We start from the raw sequence: 20,805 nt of genomic DNA, 5'->3' as shown, positions 1-20,805 counted from the left end.
CTGTCTGAGACTAGACGGTGGGGCTTTTTTCTTTTGCGGTCTTGAGGCCTGAATAGCGGGGCTGGTCAACCTCAACCTGCGCCATGGTTGTGGCTTTGAGATGTGCCAACAGGCCGGGTGTTTCCGGGGTTATTTCACCGGAGCGGATGCGGTCACATAGATTGCGATTTAGCTCAGCCAGAAACACGGTATTTGGGGCACTGAGCAGGTCGCGTAAGCGCTTGGCTTCGGCCATGTCATTCGGCACACGCGCCTTAAGGTCCCGCAAGACCGTGGCAAGCGCATTACTGGCGACACGGGCATGGAAGCCAGCATGACCGGACAGGTTTGGCGCAGCGGTTTCGTCAATGAAATGCTTCACTGCGGCGATGAGCTCGGAGACTGAAGGTTGGTCATGCATGGGCCGCCTCCAACAGATTGATCAGGTCAATTTCGGTTTCTGAAACGCGGCGGCCAATCGCGGCGCGTTCGACGCTGGGATCGGCGCCAGAACGAAAGGCTTCATACATGATCATGCACATGACACCCCATTTCAGAGTGCCGAGCATTTCCCACCAATCAATATCCTTGATTGTGAAAGCCTGGCCGCTCGCCTGATTGTAAGCTGCAAGCAGGTTTTCAAGCTGACCGAAGCCGCCAACGCGGTTCTGGCTTTGGCCAAAGCGCCATGAATTAACGCAAATCCAGGCAATATCTTCACGCGGATCGCCAAGGTGGGCGAGTTCCCAGTCCAGAACAGCAACAAGGCCATTCTCATCCACCATGAGATTGCCCAGCCGGAAATCCCCATGCACCAGAACGGGTTTCAAAGGTTTCGGCGCGTTTGCTTTGAGCCATTGCAGCGCCAGTTCTAAAACCGGGCGGGGGACATCAAAACTGCGGTAAATCTCTTCATACTGCGCGATCTGATCCAGCCCGCCGCTAACTGTGATAACGTCTGGCAAGTCTTCCGTCGGGATGGCGTGAATCGCGGCAAGCGCTTCCCCGCATTGGGCTGGTAGGGCTGCGCGCGCCGTCGCGAAGGTCTCATCGCGCAGGATCGGACGCGCGATCGTCTCACCATGAACCCGGCTCATCACAAAGCCGTCGCCCAGATTGTCTTTGTTTTGCAGAACATGCAGGACTTTCGGAACCGGAACACCTGTTGCTTCAGCTGCGGCGATTAAGACCGCTTCCGCTGGCAAGCCGATGGCTGCCGAGGAGCGCGCTGCACTGGTCCCGCCGGGGGCGCGGCGCAGAATCGCTTCATAGCCTGAGCCGCTAAGCGCCCATGTTTCCTGACTGGCGCCGCCGGAAAGGCGCTTGTGCTGCTCTAAAACAGTACTCGGGCCAAAAATCCCTGTGAATAGAGGCCTTAAGGCGCTTTCAAAGTCAGATATTGTTCCCATCTTTGCCACAATTAACCGAAACCATAGCCTCGCCAAGGTATAACGGCGGGGTAGGCCGCGTTTTCAGGAGATACAGGCAATGTCCAAGGGCAAACGTCCCGATGAAATGATTCCCGGTATGGCCGAGCCACCACGCAAGGTGGGCTTGTTTGCCTGGCTGCGGGGCCGTTTCTTTGCTGGCATGGTGATCGCGGCGCCTTTGGCCGCGACATATTTCATCCTGCAATTCCTGATCACATTCATTGATAACCGGGTCAAACCGCTTCTGCCGCCACTGCTCAAGCCGGAAACCTATACCAATTATGCCATCCCGGGTTTCGGGGTTCTGGTGCTGGTGATTGCGCTGACCGTTCTGGGCGCGGTGACCGCAAACCTTGTTGGGCGTTCTCTGCTGGCAGCAACGGATCGGATCCTCTCGCGTATTCCGCTTGTCCGGAATGTTTATGCGGCGCTGAAACAGCTGACCGAAGTTTTGGCGAACAATCAGCAGGCGAGCTTTGATCGCTGTGTTATGGTTGAATATCCCAAGCGTGGATCATGGTGCCTTGGTTTTGTGTCCTCCCATGCCAAGGGAGAAATTGGCGTGAAGCTCAGCACAGAAATGATTGGTGTGTTTATTCCGACAACACCAAACCCGACTTCTGGCTTTCTGATTTATGTGCACCCGTCTGAAGTGATCGACATGGACATGAGTGTCGAAGATGGCGCCAAGATGATCCTGACGGCCGGGCTTGTTGTTCCAGACTATCCAAATGGCATTCCTAGCCCGGATACTGTTCCTGAGCCTGTGGCAAAATCAGTCGCTAAAGGCGAGGTCGGGGCTGAGTAGCTGGCTGAGTAGGCCCAAGGCTTCTGCCCGTTCCGGGTTCATTGTCTCAGCCATATCAATCGCGTGCAGGGCGTCCTTGTGGGCCGTCTCGATCAGGTCGGCATGCTCTGGCAGGGTGATCAGGCGATGCGCGATCAGGCCTGACTGGGCCTTACCGAGCATATCGCCGGGGCCACGCAGTTTGAAATCAGCTTCGGCAATTTCGAACCCATCCTCTGTGCGCCTTAGCGTATCGAGGCGCTCGCGTGCGGTTTCGGTCAGCGGCGCACGGTAGAGCAGGAGGCAGAAACTGGCTTTATCGCCGCGCCCAACCCGGCCCCGTAGCTGGTGGAGCTGGGCAAGACCAAAGCCCTCAGCGCGCTCGATCACCATGATGGTCGCTTCGGGCACATCAACGCCGACTTCGATAACCGTTGTGGCGACCAGAAGCTTGGTCTCGCCCGTGCGGAAGGCTTCGAGCGCGGCATCTTTCTCTTCGCCCTTCAGGCGGCCATGGACGAGGCCAACAGGGACACGCAAGACGTCTCGCAACATGGCGGCGCGAGAGACCGCTGAGCTGTTATCGTCTTCATCTGTGTCTACACGCGGACAGACCCAGAAGGCGCGTTCTCCGCGCTGCATGGCGCGTCCGACAGCATCAACGACATCTTCAATACGCGTATCGGCGATGGCGCGGGTCTCCACTGGCTGACGCCCGGCAGGTTTCTCATCAAGGATAGAGACATCCAGATCGCCATGCACGGTCTGGGCAAGGGTACGCGGTATGGGTGTCGCTGACATGACCAGCGTATGGGGGGCTTTGCCTTTATTCATCAGCTTGGTGCGGTCCGCGACCCCGAAGCGATGCTGCTCATCCACTATGGTCAGTGCGAGATTGCGGAAGCTGACCCCGGACTGGAACAGGGCATGGGTGCCCGCCACGATCTGGATGCTGCCATCGGCAAGCCCCATCAAAGTGGCTTCGCGGGCCTTGCCCTTATCTCGCCCGGTCAGGACGGCGACAGAATAGCCGAGCGGCGAGAGCAGTGTATTGAGCGTTTCATATTGCTGGCGGGCCAGAACTTCTGTTGGAGCCATGAAGGCTGTCTGGAAACCGCCAGCAGCCGCCTGCACGGCAGCGAAGGCCCCGACCAGCGTTTTACCCGCGCCAACATCACCCTGCAGCATCCGGCGCATGGGATATTCACGGGCAAGATCGGCCATGATTTCCTTTGTTGCGCGCACCTGCGCAGTCGTTGGGCGATAGGGTAGGGTTTTGACTAAGGCGTTGAGCGTGTCGGGCTGCGGGCTGACCGAGACCGAAGGCGTATTGCGTCGCGCGGCGCGGGCGCGGCCAAAAGTCAGCTCACGAGCGAGCGCCTCGTCATAAGCAAGCCGTGTTCGGGCCGCGGCAATCGCTTCCTCATCCCATTCGCTTGGGGCATGAACCCTTGTCAGAGCTGTTTTGAACGCAGGCCATTTTTCACGCTCGACCAGAGCCGGGTCGATCCATTCAGGCAGCTCATCAGGGACCAGCTCAACAGCGGCTTTTGCCGCGCTGTGGACGCGTTTGTTTGTTAGTCCAGCGGTCAGGGGATAGATTGGCTCAACCGGGGGCGGCATCGGGCCGCGTTCCGGATCGATGACATAATCCGGGTGGGTCATCTGCATTTCGCCCTGATATTCAGCAACCCGGCCAGAGACGATGCGCTCCTTGCCAATTGGGAATTGCCCTTGCAGCCAGCGGCCATCGGCGCGGAAATAGGTGATGGTCAGGAAAGCGGTGCCATCAAACAGGCGTACACGGGTTGGGGCGCGATCATTATACGGGGCGATGACAGCCTGAACCTCGCCGCGAACCGTCGCGACTTCATCAGCCACCATATCGTCAAACGTATCGCGCGGCCGCCGATCAAGCCAGCGATCGGGCATATGCAGGAGTAGATCCCAAATGGTCTCACCGCCAACGAGATGTTCGAGCGGCGCTTTCAGCTTCGGACCGATACCGGGTAGGGCATCAAGCGGCTGAAACAAAGGGAAGAGGCGTTCGTCGCGCATATCTAACGCTTTAAGCCGCTTCCCTTCAGGCGACAATCAGGGGGCTTACTCTACTGGATCATTGTCTTCTGGTTTTAGAGGCAGGGCGCGCGGCAGAGGTGGCTTGCGAGAGCCAGCCTTTGCTGCGGCCGCTTCAGCTTCACGGCGCAGTTTTTCCTCATCCTCAACCAGGCGGCGATCAACATAGGCTTCGCAAATGTCGATCAGCTCGTCATGTTTGCCAGTGAAGAAGTGGTTGGCCCCTTCAATGCTTTCGCGATCGATCACCTCGCCCTTCTGGATGCGGACCTTGGTCAGAGCCCGTTCGACATCTGAAGGCTTTGAGATGGCATCCTCTTCGCCGGAAATGATCAGGCCAGAGGCCGGGCAAGGCGCAAGGAAGCTGAAATCATAGTGGTTGGCGGGTGGCGCAATGGCCAGGAAACCATCAATCTCCGGACGGCGCATCAGCAATTGCAGCGTAATCCACGCGCCAAAACTGTATCCAGCGCACCAGACATAGCGTGGGCTTTCTACCATGTTCTCAAGATAGTCGAGAATCCAGGCGGCATCTTCAAGCTCGCCAATGCCCTGATCATAGACGCCTTGTGAGCGGCCTACACCGCGTGTGTTAAACCGCAGTACGCCAAAGCCCTTGCGCTCAAACATCTGGTAGAGGCGGATAGTGATTGGGTCCTGCATGGTTCCGCCTGCGCGGGGGTGTGGGTGCAGGATCAGCGCTACGGAGGCCCCTTCATGAGGCGGCGGCGTGTATCGCGCTTCGATCCGCCCTTCCGGGCCTGAGATGAGCATTTCGGCCATGATTATGGTCTCGCTTCTACGGGAAGAAAAAGGGTGAGCGGGCGCTGTAGCAAATACAGGGGCGCGAATGCAAATTTTTCTGCATATAAATTGGCGTGGTGTTATATCGCGCTCATGATTTACGCAGATTACAATGCAACGGCGCCTTTGCGGCCTGAAGCCCGTGAAGCCATGCTGGTCGCGATGGACGCTGGTGCCAACCCGTCTTCGGTGCATGGGCCGGGCCGGGCCGCGCGCAAATTGCTCGAAACTGCGCGCAGTCAGGTGGCTGTGGCCATCGGCGCACGGGCGCAGGATATTGTCTTCACCAGTGGGGGCACCGAAGCGAATGCGCTGGCCCTTCATGGCGTTGTGGCGCAGCTCGACAAGAAATGTACGTTGCTGGTTTCCGCGATTGAGCATGAGGCGGTGATCAAGAATGCGGGCTATGCCGGTGTGGCGGTGGAAACCGCTTATGTGACGCCCGCGGGCGTGCTTGATCTGGACTGGCTGCGTGATCGCCTCGCTAAATGGGACATGGCGCGCGATGGCATGCCTGTTCTGGCAAGCATGATGGCGAATAATGAGACCGGGGTTGTCCAGCCTGTTGCGGAAGCAGCAACTATGGTGCGCGAAGCTGGCGGCCTGACCCATTGCGACGCCGTGCAAGGGCTTGGCAAACTGATGGTCAATGTTGGCCTGCTGGGCGTCGATTATCTTGCGCTGTCCGCACATAAGGTTGGCGGACCACAAGGGGCGGGCGCGCTGTGGGTGCGCTCGGGTGCACCGCTCAAGCCGGTCCTGTTTGGTGGTGGTCAGGAGCGTTCGCTGCGCTCGGGCACTGAGAACCTGATTGGGATAACCGGGTTTGGTGCAGCGGCGGAAGCAGGCGTGCGCGATATGGGCAAACTGCAGGGTCTGGCGACTGCCCGCGATGCTATGGAGGCGCGACTGATCTCTGAAGGTGGCGTGACTGTGTTCGGCAAGGGTGCCGAACGCCTTGCGCAGACATCAAACTTTGCGATCGCTGGTTTCCGCGCTGAAACGCAAGTGATGGCGATGGATCTTGGCGGCGTGGCGGTCTCGTCTGGCTCGGCGTGTTCGAGCGGTAAGGTGAAACGCTCCCTCGTCCTTGCCGCCATGGGTGTGGAAGATGCGCTTGCCGATAGTGCGATCCGCATCAGCTTTGGATGGGATACCAAGCCTGAAGACTTTGACCGCGTTGCAGATGTCTGGTTACAGGCGGCCAAGCGTGTCGTATCTATCTAGTCGCGACTTTTAGTTTTGTATTGGGCAATGACCTTTTCATAGGACTTTTTTTCGGGTGAGTCCGGCACCAAAGAAGCCCGGTTGCGCACCCATTTAACGTTCTTGCGTACGACTTGCGCAGGGTTACCGCCAATTACGATATTCGGTTCATCGAAACGTCGCGTTGCAACACTGCCTGCCGCAAGGATGGAATTATCCGGCAAACTGCACCTTTTGGTGATGTAGGACTGTTCGCCCACCCAGACATGATCACCAATGAAGACACCTTCTGAAACGTCTAGATATTCACCGGTTTCAGAGTCGAAAATCAGATGCGGCGTCTCTCCACAGCGGACAATAATGTTATTAGAGAACATACAGTCCTGACCAATTTTCAGGACACTACCTGAATTGTAGAGCAGGAGCTTACAGCTCCCTTCCGCGCTAAACTCATCACCGATTTCAAGCGTTGTTTCAAACGCAGGGAGATAGCTTCCAATACGGATATCCAGATCCTTGCAGCGGCTTTTCTTACCGATTTGAATCTTGTTTCCACTGCCCTTCAGAGTGATTCTTATACAAGATAGCAATTCTGAATCATGAATGATGATAGTATTATTATCGCCAATGATCGAACCGCTTAGTTCGATGTTATCGCCAATATCGATGTGGTTATTGGAGCCTTCATCGACAAAAGTCTTTTCAGTTGTTTCACCAAGCTTTCGAAGCCAGTTAGCGAGAATGGATCGGGCTTTTTGGTACAGGCTAGAAACCATTACGCGCAATTACTCAATAGCATTAGAATGCGGCGGACCTTACAGTTTAAACCTAGTGTGACAAGGCGCTGGGCGTAGTGCGATGCAGAAGCTTGTCTTGGTCTAGATTCTGGCTTGTCCAACGTTTTTGCTGACTTATGGTGTGTTGCCTAAGTATGAGGACCTGCCATGAAAACGCGTGCTGCTGTTGCTTTTGAAGCCAAGAAACCGCTTGAAATTGTTGAGCTGGATTTGGAAGGGCCGAAAGAGGGAGAAGTTCTTGTCGAGATCATGGCGACCGGGATTTGCCACACTGATGCCTACACGCTTGACGGGTTTGACAGCGAGGGAATATTTCCAAGCATTCTGGGCCATGAAGGCGCCGGAATTGTTCGCGAGGTGGGCGCGGGCGTTACCAGTGTGAAACCAGGTGATCATGTCATCCCGCTCTACACACCGGAATGCCGCCAGTGTAAAAGCTGCCTGTCGGGTAAGACCAATCTTTGTACTGCGATCCGCGCAACGCAGGGCAAGGGCCTGATGCCAGATGGCACTAGTCGGTTCAGCTATAAGGGCCAGACCATTTATCATTATATGGGCTGCTCGACCTTTTCGAACTTCACAGTTTTGCCTGAGATTGCAGTGGCGAAAATCCGGACCGATGCGCCGTTCGACAAAGCCTGCTATATTGGTTGCGGTGTCACCACAGGTGTGGGCGCGGTGACCAACACGGCGAAGGTCAAGCCGGGCGATAATGTCGTCGTCTTTGGCCTTGGCGGGATTGGCCTCAATGTCATCCAGGGCGCGCGTATGGCGGGCGCAGATATGATTGTCGGGGTCGACATCAATAACAGCAAGGAAGAGTGGGGCCGCAAGTTCGGCATGACCCATTTCGTCAATCCGAAAGAGGTTGATGACATCGTCGCGCATTTGGTTGAACTGACCGATGGTGGCGCCGATTACAGCTTTGACTGTACCGGCAATACAGATGTCATGCGTGATGCGCTCGAATGTTGTCATCGCGGTTGGGGCGAGAGCATCATCATTGGTGTAGCTGAGGCGGGCAAAGAAATTTCCACGCGGCCCTTCCAGCTGGTCACCGGGCGGGTTTGGAAAGGCACAGCCTTTGGCGGCGCGAAAGGGCGCACCGATGTTCCGAAAATTGTTGACTGGTACGTCAACGGCAAGATCGAGATTGATCCGATGATCACGCACACGATGCCACTCGAAGACATCAATAAAGCCTTTGACCTGATGCATGCAGGCGAAAGCATTCGGTCTGTGGTGGTGTTCTAAAAAATCAGATTTGGAGGAATTGAATATGTTCAGTCACATGATGGTCGGGTCGGATGACCTTGATAAAGCCAAGACCTTTTACGACGCAGTCTTTACCGCTGTCGGCGCCAATCCAGGGATTACGGACCCGAAAGGTCGATTGGTTTACCTGCATAAGGGTGCCGCCTTCCTCGTCACCAACCCGATTGATGGCGAGCCAACGACTCACGGCAATGGCATGACAATCGGTTTTGCCATGGACAATCCTGAACAAGCCGATGCCTGGCACAAAGCGGGCGCGGCGGCTGGCGGCAAGCCAATCGAAGACCCACCGGGCTGGCGCGAGAATCCGAATGGCAGGCTCTATCTCGCTTACTTGCGCGACCCGGACGGCAACAAGCTCTGCGCGCTTTGTCGGGGCTAGAGCATTCATGACCCTAACCCCGGTTTCTTCTTGGGCCTGCCATGGCGGTCAGCTGACCGTTCATGATCATGCCGCCGACACGACCAATTGCACGATGCGGTTTGCGGTCTATACGCCGCCGCAGGCCAAGGATGGGCCGGTGCCTGTACTTTGGTATCTGTCCGGGCTGACGTGCACGTGGGCAAATGTCATGGAGAAATCGGGGATTATGGCTCATGCTGCGGCGCATGGGCTGATGATCATCGCGCCTGATACCAGCCCGCGTGGCGAGGATGTTGCCGATGATGAAGCTTACGATCTGGGGCAGGGGGCTGGGTTCTACCTGACTGCCACGCAGGAGCCATGGGCGAAGCATTTTCGCATGGATGTCTATATCACTGAGGAGTTACCCAAACTGATCGCCGAACATTTTCCGGCGGATATGGCGCGGCAGGGGATTACCGGGCATTCGATGGGCGGGCATGGCGCGATCACGCTACACTTGAAGAATATGGACACATATAAATCCTGCTCAGCCTTCTCGCCAATTGTGTCCCCGGCGCGGGTGCCATGGGGCAAGAAAGCTTTTGAGGCCTATCTCGGTGCACCGAGCCCGGTTTGGGAAGCCTATGATGCAACCGAACTCGTTCAGAAACGCCAAAGCGATACCACGATCCTGATTGATCAGGGGGAAGCGGATCAGTTTCTGAATGAGCAGCTCGACCCGGCTCTGTTCCTGAAAATGTGCCGTAATCATGGGCAGGCCGTGACCCATCGTTATCAGCCCGGCTATGATCATTCCTATTATTTTGTGGCGAGCTTTATTGGCGATCATATCGCCCACCATGCGCGCGTTCTGAACGCTTAAAGGGGCAACTACGTAGATTCCGAAGTAAAGTGTCGATTTGGGGTTAAAAAACGCTCCTAACGCGCCATATGTCACCCAAGAGATTAGGAGCGATACTCATGGATTGCTGCGGTGGCATTGAAGAGCACGAGGATGATTGCGTGGACGTCAAAGTAAAAGATAGCATTGACGAGGGCACAGTTGCAGCGGCGAAGGCGCTGGAATCTGAGAATTATTCGGCTGGATTCACCACGGATATTGAAACCGAGTATGCGCCGAAGGGCCTGAACAAGGACATTGTTCGCTTCATTTCCGAGAAGAAGGAAGAGCCTGAATGGCTGCTCGACTGGCGGATGAAGGCCTATGATCGCTGGCTGACCATGGAAGAGCCGGACTGGGCGATGGTGCGCTATGATCCGGTCGATTATCAGGAAACCTATTTCTACGCCGCGCCAAAGACGGGCGCGAAATATGAGTCGATTGATGATGTCCCGGAAGAGATTCTGGAGACCTATAAGAAGCTTGGGATTCCACTGCGTGAGGCTGAGGTTCTGCTTGGGGTCGAAGGTGCCGCTGAGTCGGCGGCGGATGCGCGTATGGATCGCCCAAAGGTCGCTGTAGATGCGGTGTTTGACTCTGTCTCGGTCGCGACGACGTTCCGCGCCGAGCTGGAAAAAGCAGGCGTCATCTTCATGTCCATCTCTGAGGCTGTGCATGAGCATCCGGAACTGGTGAAGAAGTATCTTGGCTCGGTTGTGCCGCAATCGGACAATTACTTTGCGACGCTGAACAGCGCAGTCTTCTCTGATGGGACATTTGTTTATGTCCCGCCGGGCGTACGCTGCCCGATGGAGTTGTCGACCTATTTCCGGATGAATGCGGAGAATACGGGTCAGTTTGAGCGCACTTTGATCATTGCCGATAAGGGCAGCTATGTCTCCTATCTGGAGGGCTGTACCGCCCCGATGCGCGATGAGAATCAGCTGCATGCGGCAGTGGTTGAGCTCGTCGCGCTGGAAGATGCCGAGATCAAATACTCGACGGTTCAGAATTGGTGGCCGGGTGATGAGAATGGCAAAGGCGGCATCTATAATTTCGTGACCAAACGTGGTGACTGCCGTGGTGCGCGTTCCAAGATCTCATGGACGCAGGTTGAGACCGGATCTGCTGTAACATGGAAGTATCCAAGCTGTGTCCTGCGCGGCGATGACAGTGTTGGCGAATTCTATTCCATTGCGGTAACCAATGGCCGTCAGATGGCCGACACGGGCACCAAGATGATCCATCTGGGCAAGCGCACAAAGTCCCGCATCATTTCCAAAGGGATTTCTGCGGGTAAATCGGACAACACCTATCGCGGTCTGGTGTCTGTGAACAAAAAAGCGGAAAAAGCCCGGAACTTTACCCAATGTGACAGCCTGCTGATTGGCGACCGCTGCGGGGCCCACACGGTGCCTTATGTCGAGAATCGCCGTGCCGATGCGCAACTGGAACATGAGGCGACGACGACCAAGCTGGCCGACGACCAGATGTTCTATGTCCGCCAACGCGGGATTGGTGAGGAAGAGGCGGTGGCCCTGCTCGTCAATGGCTTTGTCCGCGAAGTGCTCCAGGAGCTGCCCATGGAGTTTGCGGTTGAAGCGCAAAGCCTGCTGAAGGTCAGCCTGGAGGGGAGCGTTGGGTAGTGGACGAGGATAAGATCAGTCAGGATAAACTGGCGGATTTGTGGATCAATTACAGTCAACAAATGTGGGGAGCGATCTATGCTACGCCTACTATTGCTGCCGGGGTGTTTGCTGGTTGGTACATAATAAAGGATAAGGGATCGTGGTTTCTTCCGGTTATGGTTTTGGCTTTAGGTTGCGTCTTAATGCTTATGCAATTCCTAGTAGTTCGGCGTATGGGGCAATATGGTAAAGCTATGAAGAAAGCTATGGGAACTAACTTTCCATATGTTGATAAGCCCCGCTTTGGAATTACAGGCACTCTGATTGCTCAGATAATACCAATGATAATAATGCTGACATATGTTTTTCTCATGATTGAGGCGCTGCCCTTCATCAATTTCTAGAAAACCAAACTGCCATTAACCCTTGCCCGTCAGGGCGGCACGGAGTTTGCTGTAGTTAAGCATGCAGTTCGTGTTTAAGGGGAAAAATGAGCGAAATGTCCCGTTTTTGGCTAGTTCCGGCGCTATTTCTCGCGGGATGCGCGAGTGCTCCTGTGCAGGAAACGCGCATTCTGTATCCGGATGGCCGGGTTGTGCCACTCGCTTCACAGGATGGCAGCACGACTGAAGTCTGGGGCGCGGCGGCTGAAACAACCGACATTGACGCTGCGTTGCTAACCTATCTCAGCCCCGAAGGTGATGATCTTATTCTGCTGCCTAATCGGCTCGACAAAAGTGCGCTCGATTATTCGATTGAGAGCCTGAAGGAGATCGACCGCTGGCTGGCCGATGTTCACACGGTCAACCGTTTGCAGGCCGGCGAGGGTCAAGCAGGCGAGCTTTTGATGATGGATGGGCGCGGGGATAATTCGGTGATGTTTGCCGGGCTGTACCTGGGCGAAGTGATCCGCGCCAACTCATCTCTGACCTGGAACTGGGAGCGGTTTGATCGTTTCCTTGCGGCCAACCCAGCCTTTGCAGAACATTATGGTGTTGATCCGGGCTTTGATACCTTTGTTCTGGTTGGCCCGCAGGGTGTTGCGACACCGATCAATACAGCGCTTAAACGGGTCGTGCAGGGTAAGGAAGAAAGCGTCCATTATATTGGGACATTGCTGCTCAATGAGGTCGATTTGCGGAAGGCAATGAGTGGTCGTGATCTGATGGGGCTGGATCAACGCGATTGGGATGGCTGATTTTCGGCAGTCCGGGTCGCTTTCACCCTTTAAATTGGCCGCCATGTATCTACATCCGCTGCATGTTGAAACTTGATCATCTCAGCGCCACAGTTGGCGAAGAAGACGAGGCCAAGACCATTATTGATGGCTTGTCTCTTGAAGTGCCTGCGGGCGAGGTTCATGCCATCATGGGGCCGAACGGTGCAGGCAAATCGACATTGTCTTATGTTCTGACTGGACGTGACGGTTATGAAGTCACGGGCGGTGAGGCCCTGCTTGAGGGTGAGGATATTCTGGACATGGATCCAGAAGAGCGCGCCGCGGCTGGCCTGTTCCTGTCTTTCCAGTACCCGGTCGAGATTCCCGGTGTTCCGGTTATGACTTTTGTACGCACCGCCATGAATGCGCAGCGCAAAGCGCGGGGCGAGGATGAGATTTCAGCACCTGACTTCATCAAGAAAGCCCGTGAGATTGGCAAGCAGCTCAATCTCGATGCGGATATGCTCAAGCGGCCTTTGAATGTTGGCTTCTCCGGTGGTGAAAAGAAGCGGTTGGAAATCTTTCAGATGATGATGCTGGAACCGCGTTTTGCGATTCTGGATGAAACCGATTCTGGTCTCGATATTGATGCGCTGCGCACGGTGGCCGATGGTGTGAACGCTTTGCGCTCTCCAGAACGCGGTATGCTGGTCATCACGCACTACCAACGTCTGCTCGACCATATCAAACCGGATAAAGTGCATGTGCTGGCCAAGGGGCGGATCATCACGACCGGCGGCCCGGAGTTGGCTCTGCGTCTGGAAGCCGAAGGCTATGATGGGGTGTTGGGAGAGGCCGCGTAATGGCGCTGTCTGTTGCTGATATCCGGGACAAGTTTGCCAACCCCAATGCGGCTGAACTGGAACTGATTGCTCGCTATGCCATGCTGCCGGAGGATGGGCGGCGCAAGCGTGCCTTTGATGCCTTTGCTGCAACGGGTTTGCCGCATCGCCGCATGGAGGCGTGGAAGTGGACGGACTTCAAGGCCGCGCTCAAGGCTGTTGAAGCCTCGGAAAAACCTGCTTATACGCAGGCACTGCCAAGCGCAGAAGAGGCCGTCATGATCCGCTTCAAGGCGGGTGGTGTTGAGCTACCAGAAGCTTTGCCGAAGGGCATTAAGCTACACCGTCGCGACGAGGCGCAAGCCTTGGGCGATGCGGAAGATATCCCACTTGGGGCGATGACGGCAGCACTGGCTGCGCGCAAAGGTGGCCTCGATACTCTCCTGGTCGAAGTAACCGAAGCTGTCAGCGTTCCGCTTCACATCATTTGCGAAGGTGATCGCGACGAAACCAATTTTGCGCGCGTTGGCATTACGGTGCGTGCAGACGCCTCCATTGATCTGATTGAAAGCCATCTTGGTGGGGCTGGGTTTTCTTCCTTCCTGCTGGAGATCGGGATGCAGGGCGGTGGCCGTGTATCGCGCACGATCCTGCAGCGCGGAAGCACAGATGAGGCACAGGCTATAACGGCGTTGATTCACCTTGGTGAGAAGTCTGAATATGTGCAGACCGCTCTGGCATTTGGTGCGAAAGTTGCGCGGCTTGAAACGCGGCTCGTGCATCAGGAAACGGAGAGTCATGCCACGCTAAACGGGGCTTATCTCTGCGCCGATGGCTACCATGCCGATTATACCAGCCATGTTCGTCATGGCGCGCCATCCTGTATTACGCGACAGACCACCAAGGGCGCGGTTCTGGACGGCGGGACAGGCGTGTTTCAGGGCAAGTTCTTTGTGCCCCGGATTGTCGGTCAGCATACTGATGCGGATATGCAGCATCAGGCACTCTTGCTGGAAGATGGCGCACAGATCTTCGCCAAGCCTGAGCTTGAGATTTATGCTGATGATGTCGAATGCGCCCACGGCAATACATCCGGCGCACTCGACCCCAACCAACTCTTCTATATGCGTCAGCGCGGCATCCCTGAAGCACAGGCTCGCGCCTTGCTGACGGAAGCCTTTGTGGCAGAGGCTTTGGAAGAGGCGCATGAGAGCGTTGCAGAGGCGATGCTTGCCGCAGCACGTGAATTCCTGTCAGAGACGGTGTCATGACACGCGCATTTGATATCGAGGCCATCCGCTCGGAATTTCCAATTCTGCAGCGGGAGGTGAATGGCAACCCCCTTTGCTATCTCGATAATGCGGCCAGTGCGCAAAAACCGAATGCGGTGATTGATGCAATGGCCGGTCAAATGCGGACCTCCTATGCCAATGTGCACCGTGGGCTGCACACCATGGCGAATGAAACCACAGAAGCGTTTGAGCAGGCCCGTGAGTGGGTTCGCCGTTTCCTGAATGCGCCGAGCGTCAACAATGTCATCTTCACCAAGGGTGGGACAGAGGCTTTCAATCTGGTCGCCTCAGGGCTTGCAGGTGAAATCCAGCCTGGCGATGAGATTGTCCTCTCAGTGATGGAACACCATTCCAATATTGTGCCCTGGCATTTCCTGCGGGAGCGTCATGGTGCCGTTTTGAAATGGGTGGATGTCGACGAGACTGGTGCACTGGATATGGCGGCGCTGGAAGCCGCAGTGGGACCGAAAACGCGTCTGGTTACCATGACTCATATGTCGAACGTGCTTGGCACCGTCACAGACGCCGCGCGGATTGTTGAGATTGCGCATGCCGCAGGAGCCGAAGTCCTGTTCGATGGCTGTCAGGCGGGCGTGCATCTTGACGTGGATGTGCAGGCGCTAGGCTGTGATTACTATGTTCTGACAGCGCACAAGATTTATGGGCCGACCGGGATTGGCGCGCTGTATGGCAAGGCAGAGTCGCTGGCGCGTCTTCGTCCCTATCAGGGCGGCGGCGAGATGATTGAGATCGTCGAAAAAGAACGCGTCACTTATAATGAAGCGCCACATAAGTTCGAAGCGGGAACGCCACCGATTCTTGAGGCAATTGGCTTCGGTGCGGCGCTTGAATGGCTGTCTGCATTCAATATGGAAGAGGTTCAGGCGCATGAACATGCCTTGTATCAGCGTGCCATTGACGGCGTACGTGGTGTAAACGGGATCAAAGTCCACGGCACAGCCGCAGGCAAAGGCGCGGTGATGTCTTTCAGTCTGGAAGGAGCCCACCCGCACGATATCGCGCAATTGCTCGATCGTTATGGCGTGGCGGTGCGGGCGGGGCATCATTGTGCCCAACCTCTGATGGATCATTTAGGGGTAACGGCTACGGCCCGGGCCAGTTTTGGCCTGTATAATACTGAGGCCGAGGTCGATACCTTGATCGAAGCGCTTCATAAAGCACGAAATATGCTTATATAGGTTCCGATATGGCAGACGATATGACCGCTCACGATACGCTTGATGTAGCCGCTACGGACACGACTGCGGAGAAAAGTGCGATTCCGCAAGCCGAGCTGAACAAGATCACAGATGATCTCATTGAGGCCTTCAAGACCGTGTATGATCCGGAAATTCCGGTCGATATTTACGAGCTTGGCCTGATATACAAGGTTGATATTGATGATGACCGCAAGGTCGACATCGATATGACGCTGACTGCGCCCAACTGTCCTGTGGCTGGTGATATGCCAGGCTGGGTTGAAATGGCTGCACGTGGCGTAACGGGTGTCGATGATGTTGAGGTGCGCCTGACCTTTGATCCACCATGGGATCCGTCCCGCATGTCAGATGAAGCGCGCCTGGCGCTCAATATGCTTTGATGTTGGGGCGTTAAGGGAAGTTTTGAGCCGCCTGTAAATCGTACGATTGACTCTTGACCAGACTGCCAACCGCAACCATTTGAAAGCCATGGCCAGACGACCTAGACCGAAACTTGTCACCTTGACCGATGCGGCCGCGGCGCGTGTCGCTGAAATCATGTCCGAAAAAGGCGCAGGCTATCTGCGTGTGGGCGTCACCAATGGTGGCTGCGCGGGCATGGAATACATTATGGACTATGTTGAGGCCCCTGAAGCCCTCGACGAGATTGTCGAGGATAAAGGCGTCAAAATTGTCGTTGATTCCAAGGCGGTTTTGTTCCTGCTGGGCTCAACTGTGGATTATGAGACGACCTTGCTCCATGAGCGCTTCACGTTTGGCAATCCGAACCAGACCGATGCCTGTGGCTGCGGCGAAAGCGTAACAATCGTTCCTGTCGCCGCAGAGTAAGGCTCTATCGTTTTTCCTTACATGTCTTAGCGAACGCGGTGAATGTGCTATCGACTTCAGGCAGGTCGATAGACACGAAGTCCTTGCCTTCGACATTTACGGTTAAGTTCTCTTGACGGACAACCGCATTGAAGATTTTTGCCGCATGCGAATGGGACCCAGAGATAATGGTCTTGATTGCAGGGACAGACACCCATTTGGCATCAACCAGCCAATCGCCCCCTGACAATTCAACATCGACTGAGCGACGGTAAGGCGCAGATTTTCCCATCGTTTTGGCAAAATCGTCCGTGACTTGGCTTAGCATGGCTGTCAGTTTTCCTTCTGCGTTGCAGGTCAGGAGCGCAGTGCCGGTTTCCGTCTCTGAATAAACAGCGCTTGGTGCCTCTGCGTCCTGACCCGGCGTGGGATGCCAATCAGCAGCATTGGCGGTGCCAATCAGTAGCGGGAGGATTGCGGTAGTGATCAAGGCTTTCATCATTGTTTTATCCTTCTCTCTCAATCATGGTCTATGCCATGTATTGAAAAACAATATCACATTATCGAAAAACAACAAACAAAAATTTTGTGACAGTCTTTGCCATAGCTGTGTTAGGCTTGCTCCCAACGCTTATATTGAATGCTAGGAGTGTGCTGGGATGCTAACATTTATCGCAGGGTTGCTGATTTTTTTCGGAGTGCATCTCTACTCGGCGGTGCGCTCTCGTGAAGTCGAGAAAGACCTGAAGGTTCGTCTCGGATATGGACCCTATATGGGGCTGTACTCTCTTATTTCGCTGATTGGGTTTGTCCTGATTTGCATTGGCTTTGGACAAACTCGCGGCGCAGGTGTGCTCTATGTGTCGCCAACCGGATTACAGCATATCAATATTCTGTTGATGATCCCGGCGCTGATCCTGCTGGTCGCTTCTCAGGTTCCGGCCGGGTACATCAAGAAAGTGACCAAGCATCCGATGCTCGTCGCGGTGAAGTTATGGGCACTCGGTCACCTCCTTTCAAATGGCGAACTTAACAGCGTCATTCTGTTCGGCAGTTTCCTGGTCTATGCGGTGTTCGACCGGATTATGGTCAAGCGGCGCGGCGATAATGGTCCAGGGCCGGATGCAGAACTCAGCGCTATGATGGATGGTGTTGCCATTGTCGGTGGATTGGCCGTTTGGGCTATATTGGCGTTTTGGCTACACCCGATCCTGTTTGGTGTTAGCGCAGTCCCTGGCATGTGAGGCCCTTGCGTGTTGCGTAGGGTTTGCTAACGCCAGCGCCAAGGAGAACGCTTTATGTCAGCCCAAACACAAGCCCGCCGTAAAACTGTGCGCGATATTGCCAAGGCCAAGGGCGATCAGCCACTGGTCTGCCTGACCGCTTATGACGCAGCTATGGCGGGTATCCTTGATCCGCATTGTGATGTTTTGCTGGTCGGAGACAGTGTTGGCATGGTGGTTCATGGCCTGCCGTCGACGGTTGGGGTCACGATGGAGATGATGATCCTGCATGGTCAAGCGGTCATGCGTGGTTCGCAGCAGGCTTTCGTTGTCGTTGATATGCCGTTTGGGTCCTATGAGACAAATTCTGATCAGGCCTTCTTGAACGCGGCGCGCATCCTTCAGGAAACGGGTTGTCAGGCGGTGAAAATTGAAAGTGGCACCTATGCCGCGACACAGATTGCGCACCTGACCGAACGCGGTATTCCGGTCATGGGGCATGTTGGCCTGCGTCCTCAGGCGATCAATGTTGATGGCGGTTTCCGTGCGAAGGGGCGCTCTCAGGAGGAATGGTCACGAGTACTCGATGAAGCGATTGCAGCGGATCAGGCGGGTGCGTTTGCCATCGTTGTGGAAGGGGTTGCGCCTGAACTGGCCGATCAGGTCACACAATCGGTGAAATGCCCAACCATTGGTATCGGTGCTTCCGCTGGATGTGATGGCCAAATCCTCGTAACGGATGATTTGCTGGGCATGTTTGAGTGGGCGCCGCGCTTTGTAAAACGGTATGCTGATTTGCGCAGCGTGATCGTTAAGGCTGCTGCAGAGTATGCCGCCGATGTTCGCGGCCGCAAATTTCCCGAAGCGGCGCAAACTTACAAACTCAGCAAACCTAGCAGCTAAAAACGGTTAAGCGATTGCCGCACAGAAAAGCCGCAGCTAGGGTGCGCGCGAATTGATTGGAACAGGAGACGCCAGCCTTGGCTGACATTTTCGAAGAAGTTGAAGAAGGCGTCCGTCAGGATCGGATGACGGAGCTGTGGCGTAAGTATGGCTGGGCCGCATGGCTTGCGGCAGGCCTGGTGATCGGTGGCGTCGCTTTAAATGAGTATCTGAACTATCAAAGTCAGCAAACAACCATCCGCAATGCTTCCCAGCTTGAGGGCGGAATCGATGCGTTAACGCAAGGCGATTACGAGGCTGCGGGCACGACCTTCTCCGGTCTGGCGCAAAGCGATGCGGCCCTGGCGCCAGTGGCAGCCCAGTATCTGTCTCAGGTCCGACTTGAAGGGTATGGCGATGCCGATGCTGCGGCACAAACCCTTGCAGACTCAATGGATGGCGCGGCAGACAGCGCGATTGAAAAACTGGCCCTGATCAAATCAGCCTATCTCAAAGCGGACAGTATGACCCGCGCTGAGCTTCAAGCCTATCTTGGTAACCTGACTTCAGAGAGTTCAGCGTTTGGCACGCTCGCTCTGGAACTGGTTGCCGCCAAGGCGATGGCGGAAGGGGACTACGCTTTTGCCCGGTCTGAATTCAATTTAATTCGCGTTTCAGCGAATGTTCCTCCAGGCGTAGCAAGACGGGCGAGCCAAGCACTCGCGGCCATGCCAGTTGTAACAGTCGAGGAGCCTGTTGAAGAAGCGGCGCCCGCAACAGAAGCGCCGGTTGAGGAGACAACAGAATGATTCGCTCGAAACCTCTGAAGCTCGCTTTGCTTTGTGGCGGTATTCTCACATTGTCCGCCTGTTCGGTGCTCGGCAATCGAGGGAATAAGGATGAAGTCAGCGAAGCCGAGAAGGATGGCCGGATTGCCATGGTCCTCGGTGACCAGGAATTGCAGGCCGACCCTGCGCTGGCTGGTACAGCGATCACGCTACCAGACGCTGAGCCTGTGGAAGCGTGGCCACAAGCTGGTCGCCGCTCCACGAAGATTACGGGCCATTTGAGTGTCGCGCAGAATTTTGACATTGCCTGGAGTGTGAATGCCGGGCGAGGCTCCGATAAGACATCGGCCCTGACGACACCGCCGGTTGCGAATAGCGACACCGTTTTCGTTATTGATGCGGCCCAGAGTGTTCGTGCCTTTGACGCAGCTACGGGCGCGCGGCGCTGGCAGGTCAGCCTTGATTCAGGAAATCGTCGCGATAGTGTCGCGATCGGGTCCGGTATTGCCTTAGATGATGACAAGCTACTCATTGCCAGCGCTTTTGGCTTTGTGGCGGCCTTGGATGTCAATTCGGGTGCCGAGCTATGGCGGACCAATACAGAGGCCCCCATGATCGGGTCTCCGGCGGTTTTGGATGGTCGTATTTTTGTTGCCTCTAACAATAATGAGACGATCGCCTTTGATGTCGATACTGGCGAAGTTCTCTGGTCTGATCAGGCGATTGCTGAATCAGCCCGTGTACTTGGATCACCAAGCCCGGCGGCAGCCGATGATATTGTCATCGCACCTTACTCTTCCGGGGAAGTGATTGCCTATCTCGCGCCAAATGGCCGTCGCCTTTGGAGTGAGGCTTTGGCCGCGCCCGGGCAGTTTACACCAATCTCATCGATCAACGACATTGGCGCGCGTCCAGTGGTCGGTGGCGGTCTTGTCTTCGCAACCAGTCAGTCCGGCGTTATGGCCGCGATTGAGGGCCGCAGTGGGCAGATCATCTGGCAACAGCCTGTCGGCTCAACACAGGCCCCGTCTTTGACAGGTGAGTATTTGTTCGTGTCGACCACGGAATCGCAACTTGTGGCGGTCCGTGCACCGACTGGGCAGATCTTCTGGGTGACCCAGCTGGATAAGTATCGCAATGAAGACAAGAAGAAGGGGCGGATTACCTATGCCGGACCTATTCTGGCATCTGGACGCCTCATCGTTGCGTCATCCTCAGGTGAATTGATTGCGGTTAACCCTGAAACAGGGAGCGAAATGCAGCGTTTAAAGCTTGGCGGGCCTGTTTTCATTGAGCCGATCGCTGTACAGGACAAACTGATTGTACTGACAGATGAAGGGCGCCTGATCGCGATTCAGTAGCG

The 20,805-nt window shown here is 55.5% G+C and carries 23 protein-coding genes; 17 read left to right on the top strand and 6 right to left on the bottom strand.

Features of this window, described 5'->3' with window-relative positions; translation table 11 throughout:
• Positions 1-10: 10 nt before the first annotated feature.
• The gene (locus RYZ27_RS07705; RefSeq protein ID WP_406678913.1) at positions 11-400 is read right to left on the bottom strand and encodes a DUF6285 domain-containing protein; all 390 of its coding nucleotides are present in this window, start codon (positions 398-400) and stop codon (positions 11-13) included.
• Complete coding sequence (locus RYZ27_RS07700) at positions 393-1,388, bottom strand: phosphotransferase family protein (RefSeq protein WP_406678912.1); 996 nt, start codon at positions 1,386-1,388, stop codon at positions 393-395. The genes RYZ27_RS07705 and RYZ27_RS07700 overlap by 8 nt, the downstream gene beginning before the upstream one ends.
• Before the next feature lie 79 nt (positions 1,389-1,467).
• On the opposite strand from RYZ27_RS07700, the gene RYZ27_RS07695 reads away from it, so the two are divergent.
• Positions 1,468-2,217, top strand: coding sequence for a DUF502 domain-containing protein (locus tag RYZ27_RS07695; RefSeq protein WP_406678911.1), 750 nt, complete (start codon positions 1,468-1,470; stop codon positions 2,215-2,217).
• On the opposite strand, the gene recG is transcribed toward RYZ27_RS07695, so the two are convergent.
• Together recG and RYZ27_RS07685 are read right to left on the bottom strand one after the other, a co-directional pair.
• Positions 2,185-4,254 carry an ATP-dependent DNA helicase RecG gene (gene recG, locus RYZ27_RS07690; RefSeq protein ID WP_406678910.1) on the bottom strand — a complete coding sequence of 690 codons (2,070 nt, stop codon included), beginning with the start codon at positions 4,252-4,254 and terminating at the stop codon, positions 2,185-2,187. The two genes, RYZ27_RS07695 and recG, sit on opposite strands and share 33 nt — an antisense overlap.
• Before the next feature lie 45 nt (positions 4,255-4,299).
• Positions 4,300-5,055 (bottom strand): alpha/beta hydrolase, encoded by a 756-nt coding sequence (locus RYZ27_RS07685; RefSeq protein ID WP_406678909.1) that lies wholly within the window; start codon positions 5,053-5,055, stop codon positions 4,300-4,302.
• 114 nt (positions 5,056-5,169) lie between these two features.
• Here RYZ27_RS07685 and RYZ27_RS07680 point away from each other — a divergent pair, with 114 nt between their 5' ends.
• Positions 5,170-6,303 (top strand): cysteine desulfurase family protein, encoded by a 1,134-nt coding sequence (locus RYZ27_RS07680; protein WP_406678908.1) that lies wholly within the window; start codon positions 5,170-5,172, stop codon positions 6,301-6,303.
• Here the strand turns inward: RYZ27_RS07680 and RYZ27_RS07675 are convergent.
• Entirely contained in the window at positions 6,300-7,058 is a 759-nt protein-coding gene (locus tag RYZ27_RS07675) for an acyltransferase (protein ID WP_406678907.1), read from the bottom strand. The genes RYZ27_RS07680 and RYZ27_RS07675 overlap by 4 nt on opposite strands.
• Before the next feature lie 168 nt (positions 7,059-7,226).
• On the opposite strand from RYZ27_RS07675, the gene RYZ27_RS07670 reads away from it, so the two are divergent.
• The 11 genes from RYZ27_RS07670 to RYZ27_RS07620 all read left to right on the top strand — a co-directional run bounded on the left by RYZ27_RS07670 (position 7,227) and on the right by RYZ27_RS07620 (position 16,570).
• A complete protein-coding gene (locus tag RYZ27_RS07670; RefSeq protein ID WP_406678906.1) occupies positions 7,227-8,333 on the top strand; it encodes an S-(hydroxymethyl)glutathione dehydrogenase/class III alcohol dehydrogenase in 1,107 nt (368 codons plus the stop codon).
• A 25-nt stretch (positions 8,334-8,358) separates the two neighbouring features.
• Entirely contained in the window at positions 8,359-8,736 is a 378-nt protein-coding gene (locus RYZ27_RS07665) for a VOC family protein (RefSeq protein ID WP_406678905.1), read from the top strand.
• Positions 8,737-8,743: 7 nt separating this feature from the next.
• The gene (gene fghA, locus RYZ27_RS07660; RefSeq protein WP_406678904.1) at positions 8,744-9,583 is read left to right on the top strand and encodes an S-formylglutathione hydrolase; all 840 of its coding nucleotides are present in this window, start codon (positions 8,744-8,746) and stop codon (positions 9,581-9,583) included.
• A gap of 98 nt (positions 9,584-9,681) precedes the next feature.
• The gene (sufB, locus tag RYZ27_RS07655) at positions 9,682-11,247 is read left to right on the top strand and encodes a Fe-S cluster assembly protein SufB (protein WP_406678903.1); all 1,566 of its coding nucleotides are present in this window, start codon (positions 9,682-9,684) and stop codon (positions 11,245-11,247) included.
• Entirely contained in the window at positions 11,247-11,633 is a 387-nt protein-coding gene (locus RYZ27_RS07650) for a hypothetical protein (RefSeq protein ID WP_406678902.1), read from the top strand. Before sufB ends, RYZ27_RS07650 begins: the two co-directional genes overlap by 1 nt.
• 95 nt (positions 11,634-11,728) lie before the next feature.
• Complete coding sequence (locus tag RYZ27_RS07645) at positions 11,729-12,427, top strand: hypothetical protein (protein ID WP_406678901.1); 699 nt, start codon at positions 11,729-11,731, stop codon at positions 12,425-12,427.
• Positions 12,428-12,489: 62 nt separating this feature from the next.
• Positions 12,490-13,251: a Fe-S cluster assembly ATPase SufC gene (sufC, locus tag RYZ27_RS07640; RefSeq protein WP_406678900.1), complete on the top strand. Its 762-nt coding sequence runs from the start codon at positions 12,490-12,492 to the stop codon at positions 13,249-13,251.
• Positions 13,251-14,501, top strand: coding sequence for a SufB/SufD family protein (locus RYZ27_RS07635; protein ID WP_406678899.1), 1,251 nt, complete (start codon positions 13,251-13,253; stop codon positions 14,499-14,501). Before sufC ends, RYZ27_RS07635 begins: the two co-directional genes overlap by 1 nt.
• Complete coding sequence (locus tag RYZ27_RS07630) at positions 14,498-15,721, top strand: aminotransferase class V-fold PLP-dependent enzyme (RefSeq protein ID WP_406678898.1); 1,224 nt, start codon at positions 14,498-14,500, stop codon at positions 15,719-15,721. The genes RYZ27_RS07635 and RYZ27_RS07630 overlap by 4 nt, the downstream gene beginning before the upstream one ends.
• A gap of 8 nt (positions 15,722-15,729) precedes the next feature.
• Positions 15,730-16,122: an SUF system Fe-S cluster assembly protein gene (locus RYZ27_RS07625; RefSeq protein WP_406678897.1), complete on the top strand. Its 393-nt coding sequence runs from the start codon at positions 15,730-15,732 to the stop codon at positions 16,120-16,122.
• A gap of 88 nt (positions 16,123-16,210) precedes the next feature.
• Positions 16,211-16,570: a HesB/IscA family protein gene (locus RYZ27_RS07620; RefSeq protein ID WP_406681775.1), complete on the top strand. Its 360-nt coding sequence runs from the start codon at positions 16,211-16,213 to the stop codon at positions 16,568-16,570.
• Between the two features lie 4 nt (positions 16,571-16,574).
• Here the strand turns inward: RYZ27_RS07620 and RYZ27_RS07615 are convergent, their stop codons facing one another.
• Complete coding sequence (locus RYZ27_RS07615) at positions 16,575-17,051, bottom strand: hypothetical protein (protein WP_406678896.1); 477 nt, start codon at positions 17,049-17,051, stop codon at positions 16,575-16,577.
• 157 nt (positions 17,052-17,208) lie between these two features.
• On the opposite strand from RYZ27_RS07615, the gene RYZ27_RS07610 reads away from it, so the two are divergent.
• From RYZ27_RS07610 to RYZ27_RS07595, 4 genes are all read left to right on the top strand, one after another.
• Positions 17,209-17,793, top strand: a complete 585-nt coding sequence (locus RYZ27_RS07610; protein ID WP_406678895.1) for an NnrU family protein — start codon at positions 17,209-17,211, stop codon at positions 17,791-17,793.
• A 54-nt stretch (positions 17,794-17,847) separates the two neighbouring features.
• Entirely contained in the window at positions 17,848-18,675 is an 828-nt protein-coding gene (panB, locus tag RYZ27_RS07605) for a 3-methyl-2-oxobutanoate hydroxymethyltransferase (protein ID WP_406678894.1), read from the top strand.
• Between the two features lie 77 nt (positions 18,676-18,752).
• Positions 18,753-19,463: a hypothetical protein gene (locus tag RYZ27_RS07600; protein WP_406678893.1), complete on the top strand. Its 711-nt coding sequence runs from the start codon at positions 18,753-18,755 to the stop codon at positions 19,461-19,463.
• Entirely contained in the window at positions 19,460-20,803 is a 1,344-nt protein-coding gene (locus RYZ27_RS07595; RefSeq protein ID WP_406678892.1) for a PQQ-binding-like beta-propeller repeat protein, read from the top strand. The genes RYZ27_RS07600 and RYZ27_RS07595 overlap by 4 nt, the downstream gene beginning before the upstream one ends.
• The last annotated feature ends 2 nt before the right edge of the window (positions 20,804-20,805 follow it).

This window comes from Hyphomonas sp. FCG-A18, from assembly GCF_045287255.1.
GTDB lineage: Bacteria > Pseudomonadota > Alphaproteobacteria > Caulobacterales > Hyphomonadaceae > Henriciella.
Note: the sequence above shows the minus strand (reverse complement) of the source record. Positions and strands in the feature narration are given on the sequence as shown.